Genomic DNA, 25,272 nt, shown 5'->3' with positions numbered 1-25,272 from the left:
ATGAAATATATATTTAATCAAGTTTACACTATATGTGCATTTTGCGTTTTGGTCTCTTGCACCGCAATGGCTCAAAAGTTTGATACACATGCAGTAAAAAGGGGAGAAACCTTAGAAAGTATTTCTAAATTATATGGGGTTTCTACCGAAAGTATTTTACAGTATAATAAAGAGATAAAAGCCGGTCAAGATTTAAGACCAAATACCATATTGGTGGTACCTGGTTCTTCGGTAGTATCAAAGCCAGCTAATAGCTCTACTAATAATACTACGGTATCTGATCAAGAATCGGTAACTTCAAGAGAGCCTATAGGTTTTACCGAGCATCGTGTAAAGAAAAGAGAGACCATTTTTGGAATTACTCAAATGTATAATATTACCGAAGATGAGCTAAAAAAATATAATCCGGTATTATATGCCTCACCGCTTCAAAAAAAGATGGATTTGCGTATACCTAAGTATGCGGCACCCAAGGAAGAAGATTTGGGTATAAATGAAGATGATTTTGAGAAGTACACTGTTGCCGCAAAAGAGACCAGATGGAGTATTGCCCACAAGTACGGTATTACCATTGATAGCATGTTGGTTTTAAACCCTGGTTTATCTAAAAGCGATAGTTATTTGTCTGAGGGATATGAATTATTGATGCCTAAAATTGCCGGTAGTACGGTTAAGAATCAAGTTACTCAGTTATATACATCTTATACAGTACCTGCCAAAATGAACTTCTATCGCTTAGAAAAGGAGTTCGGGGTGAAATCGGACGAAATTGTACGCCTTAATCCAGAAATTACTGAACGCGGCGGATTAAAAGAAGGTATGGTGATCCGTATTCCTGAGCAAAGAGTGGAAACTGGTGAGATTAATACGGATAATTATATCTTCTACGAGGTTAAACCAAAGCAGAACGAGTTTAGATTAACTAGAAAATTCGGTATGACCTGGGCAGAATTGACACAGTTGAATCCAGATTTAAAAGACGGGCTAAAAGCAGGTATGATTTTAAAATTGCCAAAAGATAAAGTTGGCGATTTTGAGGTAAAAAATGCTTTGGTCTTGGATAAGGTGAATCTATTGGATAGTATCAATGTAGCCGTAAAACCAAAATTGTTGTTCATGTTGCCTTTTAGGTTGGATAAGGTGAATTTATCAGATAAGGAAAACGCTGAAAAAACAATAGATTCAAGACGTGATATGACCATTAGTTTGGGGCTATATTCCGGTGCATTGGTGGCTATAGATTCTTTAAATTCCTTAGGGATTTCGGTAGATGTAAAAACCGTTGATAATCAATTGAGTTTAGCTAAGACCAAAGAGATTTTACAAGGCGAGCAGTTAGGTGGTTACAGCGCTGTTTTCGGTCCTTTAGATGTACCTTCTTTAAAAGAGACTGCCATTCAGGCATCGAGGTTTAATGTTCCTGTATTGGCGCCGGTTACTGCAAATAGTGATATCAGTTTAGAGAATGTATTCTATTCTTATACAGATGAAGAAGTATTATGGAAGCATATGTTGGATTATGTAGAGAATACCCATAAAGATGAAACACTTTTGGTTATTGCTGATGAGAACAATAAAAAGGAAAAAGATGCTATTCTAGAGCGTTTTCCAAATGCAAAAGTGGTGGTTGTAAAAGAAGAAGAGAAAAATATTGGCATTAATAGGGATAAGTTGCAGACCTTACTTTCTGATCAAGTTCCTAATTGGGTTTTTGTAGAATCGGATAATTATAAGTTGATAGCCAGTGTGGTCTCTATATTGAACTCTTTTAATAATACGGCTTTTGATCCGTTATTGGGCAAGGATAAAGTTAGTGTGCGCATGTTTACTACTGACATGAATCCTGCATTTGAAAATGATGTGATATCCAACACTCATTTATCAAATTTGAAATTCACATATCCTTCGGTGAATAAGGCGGTTGCCAATAGTTCTTTTGTAGATAACTATAGAAAGCGTTTTGGTGATGATCCTAATAAATATGCGGTAAGAGGTTTTGACCTTACTTATGATTTGTTGTTGAAACTGGCTTATAAGAACAATTTATTGGACGTTTCTAGATTTATTGGAGAAACGGAATATAATGGTAACAAATTCAATTATCAGAGAAAGGGAATTGCCGGTTACTACAACCAATCATCTTATATTATGATGATGGACGATTTAAGAATTAAAACAATAGAATAGCATGACATCTAAAGTAACGTACAACGGAGAGTTGAGAACAGAATGTGTTCACTTAAAATCTAACGATTCATTCGTTACCGATGCTCCAGTAGATAACAACGGATTAGGGCAGGCATTTTCTCCTACTGATACGGTCGCTACAGGTTTGGCAAGTTGTATGTTGACAATGATGGGTATAAAGGCAAATGGTCTGGACGTTGATTTAAAAGGAACTACGGCATCCGTTACCAAGCATATGGCTGCCTCTCCTAGAAGAATTGCCAAAATAGAAGTTGAGGTGCATTTGCCACAGCAAGTTTCAGAAAAGGATAGAAAGATTTTGGTGCACACGGCAAATACTTGCCCTGTGCACTATAGTCTGCATCCGGATATTGAAAAAGTAATCACCTACCATTGGGACCTTTAAGAAATACATACCATTTATTCCTGTTATTGATTACGTTCGGCATAGTAGCTGTTCATGGTCAAGAAGAAGTAGAATGGTCTCCAGATTTTAGATTTACTTGGAATGATTTCAAAGGTAAGGTGCCTGCTGGTTCAGGTGCTGCAGCCACTACCGCAAGCGGTATCAGTTATGATTTCTCCACTTACTACGAACATGGTGAAATGAAGGTTGATTTCAATGTCTACGCCTATTTTTACCCAACAAAATCTTGGTACAAGCCAGATATTAGTAACGATGTAACCTTATTACATGAGCAATTGCATTTTGATATCACAGAGCTTTATGCACGTAAACTCAGGGAAAAATTGGATAATGCTACTTTTACCGATAATATTAAGGAAGAAGTTCGTAAAATGTATAAAGCAACAATTCGGCAATTGAACGATTTTCAGAATAAGTATGATTCCGAAACCAATTACTCGAGAAATTTGCCGGTTCAAGAACGGTGGGTGAAAGAAATAGGGGAGGCACTTAAAAAATAAAAAAGTCATTAAAAAAGCACCTTAATACAAGGTGCTTTTTTAATGTAAGTAACTAGTTGTAATTAAATATCACAAATGGTTACTCCTTGTTTTAAGGCATCAATTTTATTTTCCCAGCTTGGTACAAATTCCTGAGCAACATGACCTTTATACCCAGTTTTTAGAATTGCTTTCATTACCGCAGGATAGAAAATTTCTTGGGTTTCATCAATTTCATGTCTGCCTGGGTTACCACCTGTGTGATAATGTCCGTAATATTGATGGTAGTTTTCAATATTTCTAATGATATCGCCTTCCATTATTTGCATGTGGTAGATATCGTATAGAAGTTTAAAATGTTCCGATCCAATTGCTTCGCAAAGAGATACGCCCCATTCAGAAGTATCGCACATATAATCTTTGTGGTCAACTTTACTGTTTAATAGTTCCATTTGCAGCACAACGCCATGTTTTTCGGCTAATGGCATTAATTTTTTTAGTCCGGTAGCACAATTTCGTAAACCTACCAGATCATCCATACCGTTTCTATTACCGCTAAAGCAAATAAGATTGGTGTATCCTGCTTCTGCTACCAATGGTATTACACGTTCGTAATCTGCAATAAGTTCATCGTGCAAAGAGAGGTCGTTGAATCCTTTTTCAATACCCATTCCTGCGCCCCAGCACATCGATGCGTGTATGTTATATTTTTTTAAAAGTGGAAACTCATCCGGTCCTACTAAATCTATAGATCTAATGTCCAGTTCTACTAAATTTTTAAGAAAATCTTCAAAAGGGATGCTTCCGTAGCACCAATAACAAACACTATGGTTTATATTGTACTTAAGTTTCGCCGTGGTTTCAGTTTTTTTATTGCTTGCCACTGCGGTAGAGGTGGTTAAGAAACCAACAGATGCAGCTGCTGAGGTTCCTATAAAACTTCTTCTTTTCATGTTGTTTTTGAGTTGTTGATTTTTTTAAAGATAATTTTTTTAGAATTAAAAATGGAAATAAATCCTGATAGGGAAAAATTAATAGAACTAGCGCATTATAGAATGCCATTTGGTAAGTATAAAGGAAGGTATCTAGTAGATTTGCCAGAGCCATATTTGGTGTGGTTTCAACAAAAGGGTTTTCCTGATGGTAAATTAGGAGATTTGTTGCGATCTATGCTAGAAATCAAAACAAACAGCTTAGAATCGATAATTCGAAAAATACAAAAACATTTTCCTAAGGAAACCCGTTAAGTTCTATCCTCAATTTGTAACTTTGTCTCCCGTAACATAGAATTCGATACATGGCACAAACCAAATACATCTTCGTTACGGGAGGCGTTACTTCTTCGTTAGGAAAAGGCATTATTGCTGCATCTTTGGCGAAATTACTGCAATCTCGCGGATACAAAACTACCATTCAAAAACTGGATCCATACATTAATGTTGATCCAGGAACCCTAAACCCTTACGAGCATGGCGAATGTTATGTAACCGATGATGGTGCAGAAACAGATTTAGATCTTGGTCACTATGAGCGTTTTTTAAACGTTCGTACTTCACAGGCAAACAATGTAACTACTGGAAGAATTTACCAAAGCGTAATTGAAAAAGAACGTAGAGGAGAATTTTTGGGCAAGACCGTACAAGTAGTACCTCATATAACAAATGAAATAAAAGAGCGTGTTCAAGTATTGGGCAATAGTGGCGAATATGATATTGTTATTACCGAAATTGGTGGTACGGTAGGTGATATTGAATCGTTGCCATACATTGAAGCGGTTCGTCAACTTCTTTGGGAACTTGGAGATAACAATGCTATTGTTATTCATTTAACTTTGGTACCCTATTTATCAGCTGCAGGTGAATTAAAGACCAAACCTACACAACACTCTGTAAAAACATTGATGGAAAGCGGTATAAAAGCCGATATTTTGGTATGTAGAACAGAGCACGAAATTTCCAATGATATAAGGGAAAAATTGGCACTTTTTTGTAATGTAAAGCGTGAAGCGGTTATACAAAGTATAGATGCATCTACCATTTATGATGTGCCTTTGTTAATGCAAGAAGAAGGTTTAGATACCGTAACCTTACAAAAATTGGCATTGCCTAATACCGTAGAGCCAGATTTAGGTCGTTGGAACGAGTTTTTGGCTAGGCATAAAAATCCTAAAGATGAGGTTACCATTGGTTTGGTAGGAAAATATGTAGAATTACAAGATTCATATAAATCGATATTGGAGGCATTTATTCATGCAGGTGCCGCCAACGAAGTCAAAGTAAAAGTAAAATCTGTTCATTCCGAATATATTACCGCAGATAATTATAAGAACAAACTAAAAGGATTGGATGCTATTTTGGTAGCGCCAGGTTTTGGTGAGCGTGGTATAGAAGGTAAAGTAAAAGCCGTTGAATATGCCCGTGTAATGAACATTCCGTTTTTGGGGATTTGTTTGGGTATGCAAATGGCGGTAATTGAGTATGCACGCAATGTTTTAAAACTTGACAAAGCAAACTCGACCGAGATGGACGAAAATACGCCAGATCCTGTAATCAGTATTATGGAAGAGCAGAAAACCATTACCGATAAAGGAGGTACAATGCGTTTAGGTGCTTGGGATTGCGACTTAAAAGATGGTAGTTTGGTTAAAGAAATGTATAATGGAGCTTCTCAAATTTCTGAGCGTCACCGTCATAGATATGAATTTAACAATGCCTATTTAGAGCAATTGGAAAGCGCCGGACTTTTGGCAACAGGTTTCAACAAGGAGACTAATTTGGTTGAAATTGTAGAGTTAAAAGATCACCCGTGGTTTATTGGCGTGCAATATCACCCAGAATACAAAAGTACCGTTGCTAACCCGCATCCGTTATTTGTAGGCTTGGTAAAGGCGGCTTTAGACCATAAAAAGGCATAAAGTAATGCCACATTGGCATAAACTTCATATTTGGGCATATATTTGCAATCTTAAAAACTCAAAATATTCCCAATTAATTAGAAACACCACATGGAAGAAAAGAAATTTGATGTACAATCCATCATAGGCTTTGTGCTTATTTTTGGAATACTCATCTTCATGTTTTACCAAAATAGACCTACTCCAGAAGAGTTGGCTGCTGAAAAGGCAAAACAAGAGCAAGTAGAAGCTGCAAAGGCATCTGAGAATACAGAAACAGAGGCAGTTGATAACAACGTGTCACAGTTAGATTTACAGGATTCTACTGCAGTTGCCAATTACCAAGGTAAATTGGGAGCTTTTGGATTTACAAAACCATCAAACGATATCACCACCTTAGAGAACGATGTTCTTTTATTGAAAATAAGTAATAAGGGCGGACAGATCGTAGAAGCGAAAATGAAACAATTCGTAACCTATGATTCTGTACCGGTATATTTGGTGAAAGATGGTAACGCTTCTTTTGGATTGGATTTCTCTACATCTGATAATAGGGTTTTGAATACTGCTGATCTGTATTTTGAACCTACTATGACCAATGATAATGGTAATCAGGTTTTGTCGTTGAAAGCAAAAACATCGAACAATCAATACTTGGAGTATAGGTATGTAATGAAGCCAAATGATTATTTGGTTGACTTCACGATCAAATCTAAAGGATTGGATAATGTTATAAGTACAAGTAAACCGGTAACCTTAGATTGGAAATTAAAAGGGATACGTCATTCTAAAAGTATTCAGTACGAGAATAGATATACACGTTTAACTTATAATCACGAAGATGGTAAAATCAGTAAACTATCTGAAGGAAGTGATGATGAAGAAACTGAAGAAGATGTAAAGTGGATTTCGTACAGACAACACTTCTTCTCTAGTATATTGGCTGCAGATGAGCCTTTTAAAAGTGGAGATTTAACTTCAGTTAACTTAGTTGAGGAGGAAAGCAGAACTTTTGGCTTTACAAAAGAATACGCTTCAGCTTTACCCGTTGAATTGGAAGGCGGAGAAATTTCAAAAGATTTACATTGGTATTTTGGTCCAACGGATGTTGATACACTTTCAAAATATGAAGATTTAGGTTTAGACGATTCCATTCCTTTTGGTTGGGGTATTTTCGGTTGGATCAATCGTTATGTGTTTACACCATTTTATGGTCTTTTAAGTACTTATTTCCCTTATGGTATCGCTATTGTTATCATGACGATTTTAGTCCGTTTGGCAATGTCACCGGTAACTTATAAATCGTACTTATCGCAAGCGAAAATGAAGGTGTTAAAACCTGAAATAACCGAGTTGGGTGAGAAGTATAAGGATAATGCTATGAAAAAGCAGCAAGAAACCATGAAGCTGTATGGTAAAGCTGGTGTAAGCCCCATGAGCGGTTGTATACCTGCGGTCATACAAATGCCAATTTTCTATGCGCTTTTCATGTTTTTCCCTACATCGTTCGCTCTGCGACAGAAATCATTTTTATGGGCAGATGACCTTTCTTCTTTTGATACCATCTATCAATTTCCAGAAGGATTCTCTATACCGTTTTATGGTGACCATGTAAGTTTGTTTCCAATTTTGGCATCGATAGCAATATTCTTTTATATGAATATGACTACGGGTCAAAATATGCCAACACAGCCAGGTATGCCCAACATGAAATTTATCATGTACTTAATGCCATTTATGATGTTGTTTTTCTTCAACAACTATGCGAGTGGTTTGAGTTTGTATTATTTTGTATCTAACTTAATTACAATAGGAATCATGTTGGTGATTAAGAATGTGATCATAGATAATGATAAGATTCATGCTCAGATACAAGAGAATAAGAAGAAACCAAAGAAAGAGAACAAGTTTCAAAAGAAAATGCGCGAAATGATGGAGCAAGCAGAAGCGCAAAAGAAAAAATAAATCTTTTTGAATTTTATATTATAAGAAAAGCCCTTTCATTTTTGAAAGGGCTTTTGCCATTAAATAGAGTTGGTTTGGTAAGATTTGGGATGATAAAGATGTAATTAATTTAAGGTTCAATAAAAAGTTAGTTGTCAAGGGTGGCTAATTGTATGTTAAAGGGGTCAATGCTGATGTTAGTAATTTTAAGGCATAAAAAAACCTTCCGGATTATAGGAAGGTTTTTAAAACTTGAAGTTAATTTATTACAATGCATCAAGAGCAGCTTGTGGTAACAGAACTTTGTTGATGACATGAACAACACCGTTGCTTGCATCCACGTCTGCAATAACCACGGTAGCATTGTCTTCGCTGGCATCTTCAACATGCACCGTACCGTCTTCCTTAATATTGATGCCTACATTTTCACCTTGAAAAGTAGTAATTGACTGTCCGTCGCTCAGGTCTGCCGCATAGGCAGCGGTATTGGCGACAACATGGTAGGTAAGAATGGTGACCAATAGTTCTTTCTCTGCTTCTGTATCGAAATCAGCAAGACTATTGTAGTCTTCGCCTAAAGCATCTAAAAGAGCTGCAAAAGCAGCATTGGTCGGGGCGAATACAGTAAATGGTCCATCACCGTTCAAGGTTTCTACCAAGCCTGCGTCCGCTTGTACAAGTGCATCTACCAAAAGGCTCAAATCATCAGTTTCAACTGCGATTTCAACTATAGTTTTCATGTTCATGGCGGCTAGCATATCTAACACTTCTTGAGGTAAAATTACTTTGTCTATAACATGAACTACACCGTTGCTTGCCTCTACATCTGCTAAAGCTACATTGGCGTTGATCTCTGTGGCGTCCATAATTTCAACACCATTGTCAGATAAAACTATGGTTATATTTTCTCCTTGAAAAGTTTCGATGGCTTGCCCATTGTTTAAATCAGTGGAGAACGCTGCGGTGCCGGCAATAACATGATATGTCAATACCTTTGTCAACAATGCTTTTTCCTTGTCTGTATCAAAATCGGCAAGACTATTGAAATCATCACCCAAGGTGTTAAGTAAATCTGCGAATGCAGCGTTTGTTGGTGCAAATACAGTAAAAGGTCCGTCACCATTCAGTGTACCCACCAAACCTGCATCTGCTTGAATTAGTGCATCTACCAACAAGCTTAGGTCATCTGTGGCAATGGCTGTATCGACTATAGTTTTTAATTGCATGTTTATTACAAAATCTATAGCCGTTTGTGGTAACAATACCTTGTCTATTGTATGGGCGATACCATTAGAAGCCATAATGTCTACTCCGGTAATGTTCGCATCTATATCAGAAGCATCACCGATTACAAAAGTATCTCCAGAAGTAATAACCTCTATGCTATTATCCGCTAAGGCAGTAGTAACCGGTCCAGCTGATAAATCTGTAGAAGCTACCTCTGCTGTAATAACATGATAGAGCAAAATGTCTTTCAGCAAATCAATTTCTTCAGTTGTATCAAAATCATCAAGGCTATTGTATTCATCACCTAATATATCCAGTAGAGCAACGAAAGCATCGTCAGTAGGAGCGAATACTGTAAATGGACCGTCTGAACTTAAAGTAGCAACAAGGTCGGCTTTTATAACTGCTGCTTCTAAAAGGGAAAGAGGCTCTGTAGCTACAACAATATCTACTAAAGTGCCATTTTCCATTTCGTCATCTTCTTCGTTTAAAGCATCGATGATAGCTTGGGGCAGTAAAACTTTGTCAATAACATGTACTATACCATTACTTGCCTCTACATCGGCAATTACCACTTTGGCATCGATTTCCGTAGCGTCATCGATATAAACGTCTCCATCAATATTAATGGTTAAATCTTCGCCTTGTACGGTAGTAACCATCATGCCATTGGTTAAATCGGTAGAACTTGCAGCAACACCTGCAACAACATGGTAAGTTAAAATAGTAGTCAATATTTCTCTTTCTTCATCGGTATCAAAGTCAGATAAAGAATCAAAATCATCAAGTTGGTTCAATAAAGCGGTAAATGCATCATTAGTGGGAGCGAAAACGGTAAAAGGACCATCGGAACTTAGTGTTCCAATTAAATCTGTACCCTCAGAATTATCTGCAGTAGTTAAAGCTGATACAAGTGAAGATAAAGCATCTTCGGCTTGAGCAGTTTCAACTATGGTAATATCATTTGACTGTATTATATCACCATCATCGTCATCACTACATGACCATGAAATCAATACAATGAACAGTATCGGTAAAAAGTTGAGTAAGCGATTCATTTTTTTCATAACTGTGTTTTTAGGAATGTTTAATTAAATTTAAGATAAGTAAAACATAAATTAATTGACTAATTGTTAATTAAGTGCATTTAAAAGTACATTATATTAATTTTGTTTAATTAATTTTTAAAAAAGTTTAACAAAATAATTTTAACTAAAAAAAGATTCAATAGCTATTCTATCTGTTGGACTTCAAACTTTTTACATATTCTCATTAAATGAATATTGGGTACGCATAAATTGAAAAAAACTGACTTTGTAATGAAATTTTGTAATTTTGTTGCGACCAAGATGTAGAGATGAAAAAAGTAGTAATAGGACTTTCTGGAGGAGTAGATTCAAGTGTAGCGGCATACTTGTTAAAAGAGCAAGGATATGATGTTATTGGCTTGTTTATGAAGAATTGGCATGATGATTCGGTAACGATATCTGAAGAGTGCCCATGGTTAGAGGATAGTAATGATGCTTTGATCGTAGCGGAGAAATTGGGTATACCGTTTCAAACCGTGGATTTAAGTGCCGAGTATAAAGAACGTATTGTTGATTATATGTTCAAGGAATATGAGATGGGCCGTACTCCAAACCCTGATGTATTATGTAATAGGGAAATCAAATTTGATGTCTTTATGAAAATAGCCATGCAATTAGGGGCAGATTATGTAGCTACAGGTCATTATTGTAGAAAAGGTACTTTGCAAAATGAAGATGGTTCTGAAACCTATCAGTTATTGGCAGGAAAAGATGGTAATAAAGACCAATCTTATTTCTTATGTCAACTTTCGCAAGAGCAATTATCTAAAACTCTATTTCCAATAGGCGAATTGACTAAACCGCAGGTAAGGGAAATTGCGGCAAAAATGAATTTGATCACTGCAGATAAAAAAGATTCTCAAGGTCTCTGTTTTATTGGTAAAGTAAGACTGCCCGAATTTTTGCAACAACAGTTGAAGCCAAAGACAGGTAAAATTGTTGAGGTGCCTGCTGGCTTTGATGTATATGAGAGAGCTACTCCCAATTTTAATGATAAAAAATCTGAACTGGCATATTATGCCGAAAAACCGGTGTATCATTTATCCGATGGTAAAATAGTTGGTGAGCATCAAGGTGCACATTATTTTACAAAAGGGCAGCGCAAAGGGTTACATGTAGGCGGTACAAAAGAACCTTTATTTGTAATAGATACCGATGTTCACGAAAATATCATTTATACGGGTCAAGGTAAATCTCATCCAGGTTTATATAGAAGAACATTGTTTGTTAAGGACGAAGAGATCCATTGGGTACGTGAAGATCTGGCATTGAATATTGATGAGAAACTAACAGTGAAAGCGCGTATTAGGTACCGTCAAGAATTACAGGATGCTACTATTTATAGGGTTGAAGGTGGAATGTATGTAGACTTCGAAGAAATGCAGTCCGCAATAACAGAAGGTCAATTTGTGGCGTGGTATTTAGAAGATGATTTAATAGGTTCCGGGGTAATTTCTTAACCATCATTTTACATTTTAAAAGGTATAATAGTATCTTTAGAAAGTAGCTTAAATCTCAATTATCGAGATTTAAGTTTACTACACTTAGATTATTATCTAATTCAACTGTTCATTACAATGCCTTGCTGAAAATTCATCAAGGTAAGTCCTATAAAACATGCAAAATAGAATTACAGAACTTTTCAAGATAGAATTTCCTATTGTTCAAGGAGGAATGATTTGGACCAGCGGCTGGCGACTTGCTAGTGCTGTATCTAATTCTGGTGGTTTAGGTATAATTGGAGCCGGTAGCATGTATCCTGATGTTTTACGAGAGCATATTCAAAAATGTAAAAAAGCTACTACTAAGCCTTTTGGGGTTAATATTCCTATGTTGTATCCTGACCTTGACAAATTGATGGATATTATTATTGAGGAGGATGTGAAAATTGTATTTACATCAGCAGGAAATCCTAAAACGTGGACATCCTTTTTAAAGGAAAAAGGAATTACCGTTGTACATGTAATCAGTAGCTTAAAATTTGCATTGAAAGCGCAGGAAGCAGGTGTAGATGCAATTGTAGCAGAAGGCTTTGAAGCGGGCGGGCATAATGGACGAGATGAAACCACAACCATGGTTTTGATTCCTGCGGTGAAAGAACATATTAAAATACCTTTAATTGCAGCGGGTGGCATAGCTAACGGTAAAGCGATGCTGGCAGCAATGGTTTTAGGTGCAGACGGCGTGCAGGTTGGTAGCAGATTTGTTGCTAGCAATGAAGCATCTAACCACATGAACTTTAAACAGGTAGTGGTTGAGGCCAAAGAAGGAGCTACGCATTTAACATTAAAGGAACTGGCACCTGTTCGGTTGGTGAAGAATACATTTTACAATAAAGTACAACAAGCATACGCTGAAGGAGCGACTACCGAAGAATTAAAGGCGTTATTAGGTAGGGGTCGCGCCAAAAAAGGTATGTTTTTAGGTGATTTGGAAGATGGCGAGTTAGAAATTGGTCAAGTATCGGCTTTGATACATGATATAAAACCAGCAGGCGAAATTGTTAATGATATTATGAGTGAATTTAATAAGAGGAAAGCAGAACTTTCCTCTTTGTAGATTACACTTCTTTATCTTCTCCTTCAATAATCCGCTTTTTATTCTTTAAAGAGGAAAGATATTGAATGAGGTCGCGAAGTTCTCTTCTTGATATCATACGCCCCATTGCTGGCATTGCCGACATAGAGTTTTCTCTTTTGGCAATTCTCATTAAAGGTATTTCCAATGGCTCGGCCTCAGAAGTTCTCAATAAAATTTCCTTATCGTTTTCTTCGATGAGAACACCTTTTACCTCTTGTCCGTCTTTCAAGGTAATGGTTACGGTGCCATAACCAGGAGCAAGTCTTACACTTGGTTCAATAAGGGCTTCTAGTATTTGTTGTCTGTTTAAGATATTACCAATATTATCCAATGCCGGACCAACTTCACCACCGGAACCATTTACTGCATGGCAACGTACACATTGCGCGGTAGGGTTGTTATTAAAGACGGATCTACCTGCCCACCAGTTACCACCGTAAAGTGTCTCTTGAAAAGAATCGGCTGAATACCCCGCTCTTTTAAGCTTCTCCAATTGTGCGATCAATGACGGATTTTCGGTAGCTTTCACCGCTTCCATAAGATCTAATAAAATACCTTGTTTTAACTGGTCTTTACTAGCCTTGTAAATTAAATTGGTCAATAGGGCATTACTGTTTTCGTCAGGTAGGTCGCCTAGAACATCTAACATTCTTTGTTGTTCGGATATTGAGCCGCGCTTAAAAATCGGCTCCACAATGTTGGGTAGTTTCTCTTTTGGAATGTTCAATTGCGCTAAAAGCCCCACAGCGGCAGTTCTTACTTCTTCATTGCTATCTTGCATACCAATAGACATGGCAGCTTCCATTTTATGGTATTGCAATTGACCAAGTGTATTTAATACCGTTGCGCGCACCTCTGGCGATTTGTTCGATTTAAAAATATAGAACAATTCATCATTATAATCGGTTATACCTACGGCACTTAAGGTTTTGGCAATACCAATTAAAATTTCTGGTTGACGTTCTTTAAGAAATGCCGGAATGTCTTTTTTAATTTTGTCTTCTAACTGACTGTTTTCCCTAACAATTTCACCACGGTATCTGCCATCTACACGATCTAAAAGAGATGGGTTGTTCCATGTGCCCAAGGCAGCAAGAGCCTCGCCACGTAAATTACTTGAAACACCTTTTCGTTTCGCGAAATTGATTAGCATTTCTAGCTGATCTTCACCACCAACGCGCAATGCTGCATTTATTGCTCTTCGCAACAAAGGTTCAGAAGTAAATCTCTCATCGTTAAGTGTTGCTGCCAATGCGGGTAAAGCTACTTCAATTGAAAGGTCGTCATTAATGGCACGGGCAGTTTCGGTTACAATATATTCATCTTGATCAGATAAGAATATTGAAATTTTTGGTTCTTGTAGTTTTCTGAGCACTAAAACTGCAGCTATACGTAAACTTCTATTTTCACTATTGGCCAATGCTAGTAACGGTTCGGCATTGCCAATTCTTGAAAGCGCTAAAACAGCGGCATGTCTCAAATATAGATCTTGGTCGTTATTTGCTTCGATCATCGCTAATAAAGGCTCAACGGCATTTTCATATTTTAATCTTCCTAATGCTTGGGCGGCAAAGAACTTTACTCGGTCATTTTCATGGGAAGTTAATGATACTAAAGTATCTGCTGCTTTCTCGTATCTTAAATCACCCAGCACTTTCACACTTTGTGCTATAATTTCGGGGTCATCGTCGTTTAATAGTTGAAGCAATGGTTCTGCATCATCTTTATCATTAGCCGCGATTTGACCAATGCCCCAAATTGCATGTATGCGGGCAAATTGGTTTTCTTCTTCCGTAAGGGCTTTTTCTAACGCTCTATAGCCCCAAAATGTTCTATTGGCAAGTTCAAATTGAGCTTTTTGGCGAATTCTCATGTCGCTGTAGGACAATAAAGATACCAAACTATCGGTTTTTTGGTCTTCATAATCAAGCGTCATTAATTGTTGGGTTTTCAACCGTTCTTGTTCTAGATCATTGTTTTCTTCGGTAACGTCTAATTTCCAAACTCTACCGTAATCTTTGCTTCCCCAGCCATTTACCCAATCGGCAAGGTATAATGCTCCGTCTGGTCCAAAATCAATACCTGTAGGTAACACTCCCGATAAAATTGATTCATCGGTATTCAGTTCAAAAGAAGCTCCTTTAGGTTTTAGATCAAAAGACCAAATATGAGATCTACTTGGGTCACCTACGAACTCGACTAAAAAGAATTTATCTTGCCATTTTTTACCCAATGCCGTGCCTGGGTTATATCTCATTCCTGTTGGTCCGTTATGAAAATTTTGAATAGGTGGCATAATATATGCGGCCTGGCCATCCCAACGAGGAGTAAAAAGTTTTTCATCCATCCATACATTATAACCATTGTTTTTTGGATCGGTATACTTTCCATATTGCCAGTTTGCTCGCCATCCGGCATCAGATCCTTCTACAATATGAACCAAGCGTTCACTTTCTCCTTTGTGGTCTCCGTCATTATCCGATGAAATAATATTTCCGTAAGCATCAAAAACAAATTCATGGGTATTACGCAACCCGTGGGCAAAAACTTCAAAATCGGTACCATCTGGATTACTTCTTACGATAATACCTTCGTTCGGATATTTGTGGTTTTCACCATCGACAGTGGTAATATTTGCGCCAATATCACCAATACCCCAATATATTTTACCATCGGGACCTTCAATGGCGCCAGACATGCCGTGACCGCTAAAACCGATATGAACGGCAAAACCATCGGCAATGCTTGTTTTCTCATCCAAAATTTTATCTCCGTTAGTGTCCGTCAATCGGTACATACCAGGACCGATACCAACAAAAACATCTTCGTCACGGACTAAAAGAGCACCTGCTTGATCGTTAATTTCATCATTAAAATCATTCATGATTTGTGTTGAAATATCGGCGATGCCATCGTTATCTGTATCTTGTAACATCCAAATTTCATCTTTTTCTACGGCAAGATCACGCCAATCATGAATGCTATCGTTGTTTAGATCAGGAAACCACTCATTTTCCTTACTAAGTTCAGGAGCAAAGGTTTTGTGTAGAAAGGCCCTTCTGTCTTCAACTGATTCTAGAGCAATGGATTCCGTCATCCAATCCCTATGTCCGCGAATATCAAATTCAGAGTTTTTATTTCTGTTGGAACGCGTTATATATACATTGCCTTCATCATCAATATCCATGGCAATAGGATCTGGTGCCAAAGAATCTGAAGCCCATAAACTAAGTTCTAGTCCGTCTGCTACTTTAGCGGTAATTGTTTTTCGGGCAAGTTTTGCCATTTCAATGAGGTCAGTACTATCCTGCTCAATGGTCAGTGGTATTTCAATAGGTTTTTTGTTTACACATGATGCACAGAAAAATAATAGGGAAGCTATCCCAAAAAGGAATTTTTTAAAAATTGTCATTGTTGTTTGGTTGAATAATATTTTAAAAGTAGCGAATAATGTAGATAATCAAGAAAGAAATTGAATTCTAGTTAAATTATTAACCATATATGGTATAGATTTATCAATTTGGCATTTGGGCATAATTTAATTGAATGTTAAGAAAGGGAGTTTAAAAGTTACTTTATATTTGATTACTTATCAAACCAATATTTATATGAATACAATTAAAACAGCTGCCTTCATCTTTTTGATGGCTTTTAATTTAACTTTATTACAGGCGCAAGAAGGTCACCCATTAGAAGGTAAATGGAATTTGACCATAGATCAGGAAGGCGAAAAATTACCCTCTTGGTTAGAAATTCGCCACTCGGGTACCAATACCTTAATAGGTAGATTTACGTATGCATTCGGTAGTGCTAGACCAGTTGCGGAGATTGAAAAACATGGAGATTTATTTTCTTTTGAAATACCACCGCAATGGGAGCCAGGTGCTTCTGATATGGAGTTTGAAGGAAAAATAGTTGGTGAAGGATTGGAGGGCACCATGATTTATGTGGATGGTAAAACCTATAATTGGACAGCGACAAAGTCACCAAAATTACCTTATTATGAAAAGGCAAAAGAAGGTAAGACGGTTAAATTATTCAATGGTAAAAACCTAAAGGGTTGGATAATTAAACCAGGTAATCAATGGGCGGTAATAGATGGTATATTAACAAGCTCTAAGTCTGGTGTTAATTTAGTTTCAGAAGAGAAGTTCAAAGATTTTAAATTACATGCAGAATTTAGATATCCCAAAGGTAGTAATAGCGGTCTGTATTTAAGAGGTCGTTACGAGGTACAAATAGCTGATAATATAGGTTTAGAACCATCTTCGATTTATTTTGGAGGTATCTACGGATTGTTGACACCAAATGAAAACGCTGCCAAGCAAGCAGGGGAGTGGCAAACGTATGACATTACATTGATTGGAAGAAGGGTTACTATTGTTGCCAACGGTAAAACTATTATTTCTAATCAAAACATAGAAGCAATGACCGGCGGAGCCTTGGATAATAATGAGGCTGAAGCAGGACCAATAATGATACAAGGAGACCACGGGCCGGTAGAGTTTAGAAAACTAGAGATTACACCTTTGAGCAAAGGGTAGATTTTGAAAACATATCAATTAAAAAAGCCTCCTGATAAGGAGGCTTTTAATTTTAATTATTGTGTTGAGCAATAATGCTTAAAGCTTTGTTCTCTTCATCTTTATGGACATATATTTCAATTAATTCAGGTAAAGGAGAACCGAAACCTGCCAGTCTTGCAGATGCTGTTTCATCTTTAAGAATAGGTTCAATGTTATTATCTTTTAAAGCGAGCTCTATTCTTTGAGCTTCTATTTTATTACCACCGAATACTTTTGTATAATTTGAGTTCATTATTAGTTTAATTTAATTGTATTGTTTTTCCGTTTTTTGCACTGTTTATGGCAGATTGAAGAATTAACATTGTTATCATATTATTCTCAAGCGAGTAAGCATTGTATGGCTCTAATTTAAGGCTGCCATTAATGACTGCGGCAAAAACTGCAAACGGGTCATTATAAGGTTCTTTGCGCTCACCTAATAGAAATGTTTCTTCGGTATAGTCGCTATACCCTTTTGACAACCGAAGTCTCAACTGAGTAGGGTTATCGGAGTATATAGCGCCTTTAGTGCCATAGAGCTCCATGTCTTTTCTACCTATTGGCCAGTTCCATGAGGGCTCTAGAATTGCCATTTCATTATCATAAGTAAGAATAATAGTGGCATCATCATCAACTTTTGGATTGTTTTCTTTTTGTAATTGTTGTGTTACCGCAGTAACTGTATTAGGTTTTTTGCCTTTCGTGATCCAGGTCATAAGGTTGGCGCCATAGCAACCGAAATCTGTAATTGCTCCACCACCATTTAACTGTGGGTCGGTCAACCATTCAAAGAATTCATTGGATACCCCAATTTTTTTAGGTCCTTTGTGACCATCCCTAATAATTACTTTTCTTAATTCACCTATATCTCCTTGCCGGTACATACTGATCGCTTTTACGTTGGTTTCGTACCAAGAAGTTTCGTAATTGGTCAACACATGTATATTGTGTTTATCCGCTAGTGCTTTAATTTGCTGGGCTTCATCATAAGTGGTTGCTAAGGGTTTTTCTACCATTACATGAATTCCTTTTGGGGCACAGGCTTGTACTACTTGTAAATGGTCTTTAATATTGCCAAAGGCGGCCACTGCATCCGGAGAAATATTTTGTAACATTTCATCCATAGAATTAAAAACGATATCCATGGAGAAGCCAAATTCATCTGAAAGTTTTTTTGCCAGTTTTTGGTTAGGTTCAACAATACCAACCATGTTAATATCCGTATTAGATTCCCTGCTTAATATCCAACCAACGTGACCATGCGTCAACCCAGCTACAACTAATCTCAAAGGTGGGTCTTGTGCGTTAAGAGTGCTTATAAAAAGCAGCGATAAGAGTGCAATTATCTTCTTCATGAATAATTATTAAGTTGGGTTGGCAAGTTGTTTGTCTGTTGTATTTTGCTCTAATAAATTGGTGCTAATGGTGAAATAGAACGTACTACCCTTATTCTCTTCAGAAGTGACCCAAATTTTGCCTAAATGATGATCTACAATTTTTTTACTGCCGTAGAGTCCAATTCCAGAACCTTCGAATTTAGATTGATTGTGTAATTTATGAAAGGCATTAAAAACTTTTTCTAATTGCTCCGCAGGAATTCCAATTCCGTTATCGGCAACACTAAAAAGATATTCATTTTTTCTTTTCTCTGATGTTATCGTAATAACGGGATTATTAGTTGAGGTTTTAAATTTTAGAGCATTATGAACCAAATTCTGGAACAGCATTCTTAAATCACTTGGTCTTGCAATTAGGGTAGGTAAATCTCCATAATTAATGGTAGCACTGGTTTCTTTAATTTTTTCAGATAAATCATCTAGTACCAACTGTAAAATTTCAGTAATATTCACGGGTTCCATACCACTGGAGTTACCTATTTCTGCGTACTTCAATAGCCCTTCAACTAAATTGGTAAGCCTTGTGGAACTGCCTTGTAAATGTTTAAGGTAACTACTAAAATTTGAATAATTTGAAACCGCATGCTGTTGTTCCAATTCATTTGCAATAAGGTTTATATTGTTTAAAGGACCGCGTAAATCATGGGTAACTATAAACGTAAACTCTTCAATATGGGTGTTCTTAAGTTTTAATTCATTGTTCAGAACCTCAAGTTTTTTGTTCTGACTCTTTAAATCGTCTTGCGCTTTTTGAAGGTTTAACTCACTTTCTTTTAAGGCTTCGATATGATTTTCCAAATCGGAAGTGTAAGCCCTTGTTTTATTTTGATCATACATTCTAAAGGTTAGTGAAAGCCAGCCTAAACAGGCTAAAAATGCAAAAACTTCATCGAAAGGGACATCAATAGTGCCCAAAATCGGACCATATTTAGTAATGTAAATAGTAGGGAGAATAAACGCCAGTATATCAAAAGTGATGATAATATTTCTTAACCTAGGATTTTTTCGATAGCCTATAAATGCCAGAAACCCCATAGTAGCAAAAGCAACTGCTTGCCCGAAAAACCCACCAATTAAAAAAATGAGCGACATAAAAATTAACGGTGGCAATAGGGTCATATATATTCTAGTTGCCTGTCTATACTTTAATCGGTTTAAAATAAAACCTATACCAAATACTACGGCAACAATGAAGGCGAGTAATTGCTCTATATATGAATAAAATAGTAAAGTATAAATGAAAACGACAAAAGTAAAAATAGAAGATATAATGGTGATCAAACCAAATTCGTCTGTAAGGTTCCTATTTTTAATATTCTGTTTTTTTGAGGTCGTATTCAATTGTAAAAAGGTATTGGGATTTTTAAATAAGTAATTGGAGGTCTAAATGTAAAATAACCTACAAGTGAAAATAATTTATCTGCATATTTAGTTAGCAATCAACTCGTAAAGCACTTTCAAAAGGATAAGGTCAAACGAACTAAATTCCATTTAAATATAAACAAGTAGTTTAATAAATAACAGAACTATGTCGATTAATATGGTAATGAATTTTGTCTTATAACTAAGTCATTGGTATTTCCATGACTAATATATCCACTTTGCTATTTGCTTTGAATGAAACTTCTTTTGTTTCCCAAAGCCCTAAGCCGTCTCGTGAATTTAATTTCTGCCCAGCTACTTCTACTTCTCCATTAAGAACAAAAACGTATACTCCGTTTCTTTCATTTTTTAAAGTATATGAGTCTGTTATGCCATTATCATAATTTGCAAGGTGAAACCATGCATTTTGGTGAATCCATACACCGGAATCATCTTGGTTAGGAGATAAAATTTGATACAGGCTGTTTTTAGTTTTAACATCTGCAATTGAAATTTGATCATAGTGTGGAGTCACGTTCTGTTCATTGGGTATAACCCAAATTTGCAGAAATTTTACCTCGTTTTCTTGGCTTTTATTGTATTCGCTATGAGAAATACCTGTGCCGGCACTCATAACCTGTATGTCTCCAGCTTTTATTACCGTAGAGTTCCCCATATCATCCATATGTTTAAGGTCACCTTCTAAAGGAATGGAAATGATTTCCATATTTTTATGGGGGTGGGTTCCAAAACCACGACCTTTAGCTACGGTATCATCATTTAGTACCCTTAAAGTTCCAAAATTAATTCGTTGGGCATCATAATAATTACCAAAACTAAAGCTATGGTAAGAATTTAACCAACCAAAATCGGTGTGTCCTCTAGTGTCGGATTTGTGATATATCGTTTTCATTGATTTAGAATTTAGGTAATGATATAGTCGAAAATTTACTTGAATATTTACATAAATATGGTCATAAAATCTAGGTTGGGTTTAATACAACTCAAATTTTAAACTGTTCAAAGAATTTTTTACCTCAATACATGTATTATTATAATTTAATTGTACAATGTACGTTATTCACAAAAAATCCCTCAGTTAGATGAAAACATTTATTTGCACTTTTCTGCTACTTTCTTTTTGTTACTCCAATGCCCAAACAAGTGCAGATGCTGCCAAGCATTTGGGTGCAGGCATTGTAATTGGAAGTATTGGTGGTTATGCAGCAAATAAATTATCAAATGGACAAAGAGGATGGACTTGGGCTGGCGCTGTTGGAAGTGCTTTTGCTGCGGGTATTGCAAAGGAGGCTATTTATGATTCTTCCAGAGGTGCCGAATGGGAAACAAGAGATGTAGTTTTTACAACTTTAGGTGGGGTAATTTCAGCTTTGGCTTTAGAAGTTTTTACAAATAATGGAGGTAATCGTCGAGGCAGTTATAAAAGAGGTAAAAGTTGTGGCTGTTTGGTAACCCAACTTGATGCACATAAAGTTCAGTTACCCAAATTTGTAAAAAACGGTACGGGCGATATCACCTCTGAGTTACAGGCCGCATATCTTCTTGAATAGACTATATAAGACCTTTTGCCTTTATCTCTAAATACTTGTTTATAGTATTGATGGTTAAATCTTCTGGCTTGGTCAGTATGGTCTGTATGCCATACTTTTTAAGTTCGTTGACCACCAATTGTTTTTCATAAATAAATTTTTCTGCAATTGCCTGTTCAAAAACTTCTAATGTATTGTTAGGTTTATCCTTTGCATAAGATACCAGTTCTGAGTTCTCAAAGAATATTACAACCAATAAATGATGTTTGGCTATAGCTTGCAAATATGGGAGTTGACGATGAAGAGCGTCTAAAGTTTCGAAATTGGTATATAACAACAAAAGACTTCTTTGAGGTAGGTTCCTTTTTACGTCTATGTACAATCTACTAAAATCACTCTCAACAAAATTTGTTTTAAGGTTGTAGAGTGTCTCCAATATGAGATTCATTTGGGAGCTTCTACGTTCAGCGACAACCCTATTTTCTATTTTATTGCTAAAAGAGAATAAACCCGCCTTATCATTTTTTTTCAGAGCTATGCTGCTAATGACTAGAGTGGCATTTATGGCATAATCTAGCAGACTAAGTGAGTTAAAAGGCATTTTCATAACCCTGCCTTTATCTATTACGGAATAAATAGGTTGCGATTTTTCATCTTGAAATTGATTGACCATTAACTGACCTCTTTTTGCGGTCGCCTTCCAATTTATGTTTCTAATATCATCACCTTGTATATAGTCTTTGATCTGTTCAAACTCCATCGTATGACCAATACGCCGAATTTTTTTTATACCGAATTCCAGTAAGCGGTTACTAAATGCTAAAAGATCGTATTTACGAAGTTGTAAAAAAGAGGGGTAAACCGGAACTTCCTTACCCTCATCAAAAGTATATTTTTTGGACAATAGACCAATTGGCGATATGGCGAATACATTTAAATTTCCAAAACTATAAACGCCTCTTTCTACAGGTCTTACAGTATAGGTGTATAATTTTTGTTCTCCAGGTTTTAATAAGCTCTTAAAGTTGAAATCTCTCTTTTGAAACTGAAAAGGAAGTTCATCTATGATATTTATTTGACTAGGAAATAAATACTGATTGGTAACTTCTATTTTAATGGCATTTTCATCACCATTAGAAAGTTTGTCGGTAACAATTCTTTTCGCAATAATCTGTCCTTTGGATAAAAAAAGTAAAATTACATCTACAATTAAAAGGGCTAAAAAGAGATAAAAAAGTAGTTTAGGAATATATGCGATATTTTCAAAAATATAGGATACTAGAAAACACAAGACGATTCCCGATAAAGCCAGAAAAAATCTTTTTTGTATAAATATATTTTTAAAAACCTTTTTCACGGAAGTCTATCTTGGAATTTCTATAGTTTGAATCAAATCTTTAATCATTTTCTCTGCCGTATAGCCTTCCATTTCACGTTCTGGGGTCAGAATAATTCTATGGCATAATATTGGTGCTACAACCTTTTTGATATCATCTGGGGTAATAAAATCCCTTCCATTGATAGCGGCTACGGCTTTAGACGCATCTAGAATGGCAATAGAGGCTCTAGGTGATGCCCCTAGGTAAAGATTGGCATTTGTTCTGGTATTGTTGACGATGGCGGCGATGTATTTTATTAAATTATCTTCAACAACAATATCCTTAATGACCTGTTGGTAAGAAGCAATTTGTTCTGCCGAAAGAATAGTGTCTATGAGCGATTCAACATTGTTATTTTTTTGCTGATGTTTGTTTTCTAGTATCTGTACTTCTTCTTCCAAAGTAGGGTAGTGAACCTTTATTTTAAACAGAAAACGATCTAATTGAGCTTCGGGCAGTCTATATGTGCCTTCTTGTTCAACGGGGTTTTGTGTGGCAAAAACCAAAAATGGCGGTTGCATGTCAAATGCATTGCCATCAATGGTAATTTGACGTTCTGCCATAGCTTCAAAAAGAGCTGCCTGTGTTTTTGCTGGAGCTCTATTAATTTCATCTATCAAAATGATATTGGAAAAAATAGGTCCTTTTTTGAATTCAAATTCAGATGTTTTTACATTGAAAATAGATGTTCCAAGAATATCGCTCGGCATTAGATCAGGGGTAAACTGTATTCTGCTAAAATCTACGTTCATGGTTTTTGCCAATAGTTTTGCAGTAACGGTTTTGGCAACACCCGGGACCCCTTCAATAAGCGAGTGGCCATTGGCTAAAATGGAAACGATCAAAAGTTCGATCATTTCTTGCTGACCTATAATGACTTTGCCCAATTCGGTTTTGACCTTGGCTACGGAATCTTGAAGTTGGGTAAGATCAATCCTAGAATTGAATGCTACCTGTTGTTCGTCTTGTGTATTATCTTCCATAAGATTGTTTAAATGTGTTTATTTTCTTGGCAAGGATTATAGCATCTTGCTCAGAATGTAAAGGTTTATTTTTGAGACTTAAAATCAATTCAAAAAGGTCTTTGGTTTCCTCTATAGATTTACCTGCTTTAGCACTTACTTGGGCTATGAATTTTTCATCTAGCACAGTAGTGTTAACGTAGAATCGGTTTCTAATATGCGTAAGAAAATAAGTGATTTTTTTATGGTTAAGATTAGTGTAATCCTTTTTTTGATGATATAAAGAACCCACGGTTTTGGCAAATTCAACCGAAGAATTTTCTAATGGTTTAATTACCGGTATAATGCGTTGTTCTCTTTTGGCCTTAAAAATAACAAAGAGTAATAAACCGGTTATGGTAAGGTAATAACACCATTTTAATGCAGGCTGATTTAATACGAATCGCATTGGTGATGTAATTACTTTTCGCCCAGATTTTTTATAATCGTCCCATATTAGTGCTCTGTCCTGTAAATACGAGAAACTTTGACTACTGTAATCTATATTGTCACTCAATAAATAATAGTTTGTGTATGCTACGGGCAAAGAGTTGATGATAAAATTCCCTTTACCAAAAGTGGTTTTAATAAAGTTAGGTCTTACTTTTATTTCCTGTGGTTTATTATTTAATAAGGTAGAGCTTTTAACATGTATATGACCTAATACCTCTGTATTCAAAGTATCGATACTGGTCAAATATGCAGGGTTGACCCCTCTTTCAAAATAGAATTCTGGGTGCTTAAATTTTTTATTGGTAAATGAAACCTTAATGGAATCTTCTTTTATATCATATTGCTGGTCTATGGTAATATTTAAAGTATCTGCGAGCTTTCCGGTAAGGTTGCTAGTGGCTATGAATACCTGATTACCTTCACTTACAAAATTTAAAATTTGATTTGTTTCCTGTTCATCTAAATAAATGAAATCATTGATTAAAATATAATTTGTGGCTTTTGAAGAATCCCTTTCAACTAGCACATCGTAAATACTTCGGTCTGTCGTTTCTATTTCGCTACTAGGAAAAATAGCGGTCAGCTCGTTGAAAAGTACGTAACACCCAAATGGAATTTTTGCTGTCATCGTGTAAGATGGACTCCAATTAATGGGTCTTGGACGTACTATTTCTGTTACGATGATACCAATAAGTACCGCAATCAAAAGTCCGAGTATTATTTTAGAACGCTTTCCCAAG

General features: G+C 36.2%; 20 protein-coding genes. 10 read left to right on the top strand and 10 right to left on the bottom strand.

Annotated features, from left to right (window positions below; genetic code table 11):
* The 3 genes from EXIGUO8A_RS01960 to EXIGUO8A_RS01950 are packed head-to-tail and all read left to right on the top strand — an operon-like array spanning position 1 to position 3,114.
* Positions 1–2,187: a LysM peptidoglycan-binding domain-containing protein gene (locus EXIGUO8A_RS01960; RefSeq protein WP_159301741.1), complete on the top strand. Its 2,187-nt coding sequence runs from the start codon at positions 1–3 to the stop codon at positions 2,185–2,187.
* 1 nt (position 2,188) lies between these two features.
* Positions 2,189–2,593, top strand: a complete 405-nt coding sequence (locus EXIGUO8A_RS01955) for an OsmC family protein (RefSeq protein WP_116769865.1) — start codon at positions 2,189–2,191, stop codon at positions 2,591–2,593.
* Positions 2,581–3,114: a DUF922 domain-containing protein gene (locus EXIGUO8A_RS01950; RefSeq protein WP_236564413.1), complete on the top strand. Its 534-nt coding sequence runs from the start codon at positions 2,581–2,583 to the stop codon at positions 3,112–3,114. The genes EXIGUO8A_RS01955 and EXIGUO8A_RS01950 overlap by 13 nt, the downstream gene beginning before the upstream one ends.
* A gap of 62 nt (positions 3,115–3,176) precedes the next feature.
* Here the strand turns inward: EXIGUO8A_RS01950 and EXIGUO8A_RS01945 are convergent, their stop codons facing one another.
* Positions 3,177–4,046 (bottom strand): hydroxypyruvate isomerase family protein, encoded by an 870-nt coding sequence (locus tag EXIGUO8A_RS01945; protein WP_159301740.1) that lies wholly within the window; start codon positions 4,044–4,046, stop codon positions 3,177–3,179.
* A 51-nt stretch (positions 4,047–4,097) separates the two neighbouring features.
* On the opposite strand from EXIGUO8A_RS01945, the gene EXIGUO8A_RS01940 reads away from it, so the two are divergent.
* The 3 genes from EXIGUO8A_RS01940 (at position 4,098) to yidC (ending at position 7,951) form a co-directional block, all read left to right on the top strand.
* Complete coding sequence (locus tag EXIGUO8A_RS01940; RefSeq protein ID WP_116769863.1) at positions 4,098–4,340, top strand: DUF3820 family protein; 243 nt, start codon at positions 4,098–4,100, stop codon at positions 4,338–4,340.
* A 50-nt stretch (positions 4,341–4,390) separates the two neighbouring features.
* The gene (locus EXIGUO8A_RS01935; RefSeq protein WP_116769862.1) at positions 4,391–6,007 is read left to right on the top strand and encodes a CTP synthase; all 1,617 of its coding nucleotides are present in this window, start codon (positions 4,391–4,393) and stop codon (positions 6,005–6,007) included.
* 90 nt (positions 6,008–6,097) lie between these two features.
* A complete protein-coding gene (gene yidC / locus EXIGUO8A_RS01930) occupies positions 6,098–7,951 on the top strand; it encodes a membrane protein insertase YidC (RefSeq protein ID WP_159301739.1) in 1,854 nt (617 codons plus the stop codon).
* A gap of 245 nt (positions 7,952–8,196) precedes the next feature.
* Here yidC and EXIGUO8A_RS01925 read toward each other — a convergent pair whose 3' ends face one another.
* Positions 8,197–10,224 carry a fasciclin domain-containing protein gene (locus EXIGUO8A_RS01925; protein ID WP_159301738.1) on the bottom strand — a complete coding sequence of 676 codons (2,028 nt, stop codon included), beginning with the start codon at positions 10,222–10,224 and terminating at the stop codon, positions 8,197–8,199.
* A gap of 290 nt (positions 10,225–10,514) precedes the next feature.
* Here EXIGUO8A_RS01925 and mnmA point away from each other — a divergent pair, with 290 nt between their 5' ends.
* Together mnmA and EXIGUO8A_RS01915 are read left to right on the top strand one after the other, a co-directional pair.
* Positions 10,515–11,705: a tRNA 2-thiouridine(34) synthase MnmA gene (gene mnmA, locus EXIGUO8A_RS01920; RefSeq protein ID WP_159301737.1), complete on the top strand. Its 1,191-nt coding sequence runs from the start codon at positions 10,515–10,517 to the stop codon at positions 11,703–11,705.
* Between the two features lie 157 nt (positions 11,706–11,862).
* A complete protein-coding gene (locus EXIGUO8A_RS01915; RefSeq protein ID WP_159301736.1) occupies positions 11,863–12,804 on the top strand; it encodes an NAD(P)H-dependent flavin oxidoreductase in 942 nt (313 codons plus the stop codon).
* A gap of 1 nt (position 12,805) precedes the next feature.
* On the opposite strand, the gene EXIGUO8A_RS01910 is transcribed toward EXIGUO8A_RS01915, so the two are convergent.
* Entirely contained in the window at positions 12,806–16,237 is a 3,432-nt protein-coding gene (locus EXIGUO8A_RS01910; protein WP_159301735.1) for a HEAT repeat domain-containing protein, read from the bottom strand.
* Between the two features lie 196 nt (positions 16,238–16,433).
* Here EXIGUO8A_RS01910 and EXIGUO8A_RS01905 point away from each other — a divergent pair, with 196 nt between their 5' ends.
* Positions 16,434–17,369 (top strand): 3-keto-disaccharide hydrolase, encoded by a 936-nt coding sequence (locus tag EXIGUO8A_RS01905; RefSeq protein WP_159301734.1) that lies wholly within the window; start codon positions 16,434–16,436, stop codon positions 17,367–17,369.
* A gap of 52 nt (positions 17,370–17,421) precedes the next feature.
* Here the strand turns inward: EXIGUO8A_RS01905 and EXIGUO8A_RS01900 are convergent, their stop codons facing one another.
* The 4 genes from EXIGUO8A_RS01900 to EXIGUO8A_RS01885 all read right to left on the bottom strand — a co-directional run bounded on the left by EXIGUO8A_RS01900 (position 17,422) and on the right by EXIGUO8A_RS01885 (position 21,062).
* Entirely contained in the window at positions 17,422–17,643 is a 222-nt protein-coding gene (locus EXIGUO8A_RS01900; RefSeq protein ID WP_159301733.1) for a putative signal transducing protein, read from the bottom strand.
* 7 nt (positions 17,644–17,650) lie between these two features.
* A complete protein-coding gene (locus EXIGUO8A_RS01895; RefSeq protein ID WP_159301732.1) occupies positions 17,651–18,745 on the bottom strand; it encodes a Gfo/Idh/MocA family protein in 1,095 nt (364 codons plus the stop codon).
* A gap of 9 nt (positions 18,746–18,754) precedes the next feature.
* A complete protein-coding gene (locus EXIGUO8A_RS01890; RefSeq protein WP_159301731.1) occupies positions 18,755–20,128 on the bottom strand; it encodes a sensor histidine kinase in 1,374 nt (457 codons plus the stop codon).
* A gap of 223 nt (positions 20,129–20,351) precedes the next feature.
* A complete protein-coding gene (locus EXIGUO8A_RS01885; RefSeq protein WP_159301730.1) occupies positions 20,352–21,062 on the bottom strand; it encodes a pirin family protein in 711 nt (236 codons plus the stop codon).
* Positions 21,063–21,252: 190 nt separating this feature from the next.
* Between EXIGUO8A_RS01885 and EXIGUO8A_RS01880 the strand changes: the two genes are divergently transcribed.
* Positions 21,253–21,720 carry a hypothetical protein gene (locus EXIGUO8A_RS01880; protein WP_159301729.1) on the top strand — a complete coding sequence of 156 codons (468 nt, stop codon included), beginning with the start codon at positions 21,253–21,255 and terminating at the stop codon, positions 21,718–21,720.
* Position 21,721: 1 nt separating this feature from the next.
* Here the strand turns inward: EXIGUO8A_RS01880 and EXIGUO8A_RS01875 are convergent, their stop codons facing one another.
* From EXIGUO8A_RS01875 to EXIGUO8A_RS01865, 3 genes are read right to left on the bottom strand one after another with little or no spacing between them, the layout of a single operon-like run.
* Positions 21,722–23,056: a DUF58 domain-containing protein gene (locus EXIGUO8A_RS01875; RefSeq protein WP_159301728.1), complete on the bottom strand. Its 1,335-nt coding sequence runs from the start codon at positions 23,054–23,056 to the stop codon at positions 21,722–21,724.
* A 6-nt stretch (positions 23,057–23,062) separates the two neighbouring features.
* Entirely contained in the window at positions 23,063–24,061 is a 999-nt protein-coding gene (locus EXIGUO8A_RS01870) for an AAA family ATPase (RefSeq protein WP_159301727.1), read from the bottom strand.
* A complete protein-coding gene (locus EXIGUO8A_RS01865) occupies positions 24,051–25,271 on the bottom strand; it encodes a DUF4350 domain-containing protein (protein WP_159301726.1) in 1,221 nt (406 codons plus the stop codon). Before EXIGUO8A_RS01865 ends, EXIGUO8A_RS01870 begins: the two co-directional genes overlap by 11 nt.
* Position 25,272: the final 1 nt, after the last annotated feature.

The sequence above is a fragment of the Maribacter litoralis genome (genome assembly GCF_902506355.1).
GTDB lineage: Bacteria > Bacteroidota > Bacteroidia > Flavobacteriales > Flavobacteriaceae > Maribacter > Maribacter litoralis.
This window is presented reverse-complemented; position numbering and strand designations above follow the sequence as displayed.

What these genes read in the sequence shown, in the direction of transcription:
- EXIGUO8A_RS01935 (WP_116769862.1), top strand. Translation starts at nt 4,391, where the DNA reads ATGGCACAAACCAAATACATCTTCGTTACGGGAGGCGTTACTTCTTCG.
- EXIGUO8A_RS01910 (WP_159301735.1), bottom strand. Translation starts at nt 16,237, where the DNA reads ATGACAATTTTTAAAAAATTCCTTTTTGGGATAGCTTCCCTATTATTT.
- EXIGUO8A_RS01955 (WP_116769865.1), top strand. Translation starts at nt 2,189, where the DNA reads ATGACATCTAAAGTAACGTACAACGGAGAGTTGAGAACAGAATGTGTT.
- EXIGUO8A_RS01960 (WP_159301741.1), top strand. Translation starts at nt 1, where the DNA reads ATGAAATATATATTTAATCAAGTTTACACTATATGTGCATTTTGCGTT.
- EXIGUO8A_RS01880 (WP_159301729.1), top strand. Translation starts at nt 21,253, where the DNA reads ATGAAAACATTTATTTGCACTTTTCTGCTACTTTCTTTTTGTTACTCC.
- EXIGUO8A_RS01895 (WP_159301732.1), bottom strand. Translation starts at nt 18,745, where the DNA reads ATGAAGAAGATAATTGCACTCTTATCGCTGCTTTTTATAAGCACTCTT.
- EXIGUO8A_RS01870 (WP_159301727.1), bottom strand. Translation starts at nt 24,061, where the DNA reads ATGGAAGATAATACACAAGACGAACAACAGGTAGCATTCAATTCTAGG.
- EXIGUO8A_RS01915 (WP_159301736.1), top strand. Translation starts at nt 11,863, where the DNA reads ATGCAAAATAGAATTACAGAACTTTTCAAGATAGAATTTCCTATTGTT.
- EXIGUO8A_RS01905 (WP_159301734.1), top strand. Translation starts at nt 16,434, where the DNA reads ATGAATACAATTAAAACAGCTGCCTTCATCTTTTTGATGGCTTTTAAT.
- yidC (WP_159301739.1), top strand. Translation starts at nt 6,098, where the DNA reads ATGGAAGAAAAGAAATTTGATGTACAATCCATCATAGGCTTTGTGCTT.
- mnmA (WP_159301737.1), top strand. Translation starts at nt 10,515, where the DNA reads ATGAAAAAAGTAGTAATAGGACTTTCTGGAGGAGTAGATTCAAGTGTA.
- EXIGUO8A_RS01925 (WP_159301738.1), bottom strand. Translation starts at nt 10,224, where the DNA reads ATGAAAAAAATGAATCGCTTACTCAACTTTTTACCGATACTGTTCATT.
- EXIGUO8A_RS01885 (WP_159301730.1), bottom strand. Translation starts at nt 21,062, where the DNA reads ATGAAAACGATATATCACAAATCCGACACTAGAGGACACACCGATTTT.
- EXIGUO8A_RS01940 (WP_116769863.1), top strand. Translation starts at nt 4,098, where the DNA reads ATGGAAATAAATCCTGATAGGGAAAAATTAATAGAACTAGCGCATTAT.
- EXIGUO8A_RS01945 (WP_159301740.1), bottom strand. Translation starts at nt 4,046, where the DNA reads ATGAAAAGAAGAAGTTTTATAGGAACCTCAGCAGCTGCATCTGTTGGT.
- EXIGUO8A_RS01900 (WP_159301733.1), bottom strand. Translation starts at nt 17,643, where the DNA reads ATGAACTCAAATTATACAAAAGTATTCGGTGGTAATAAAATAGAAGCT.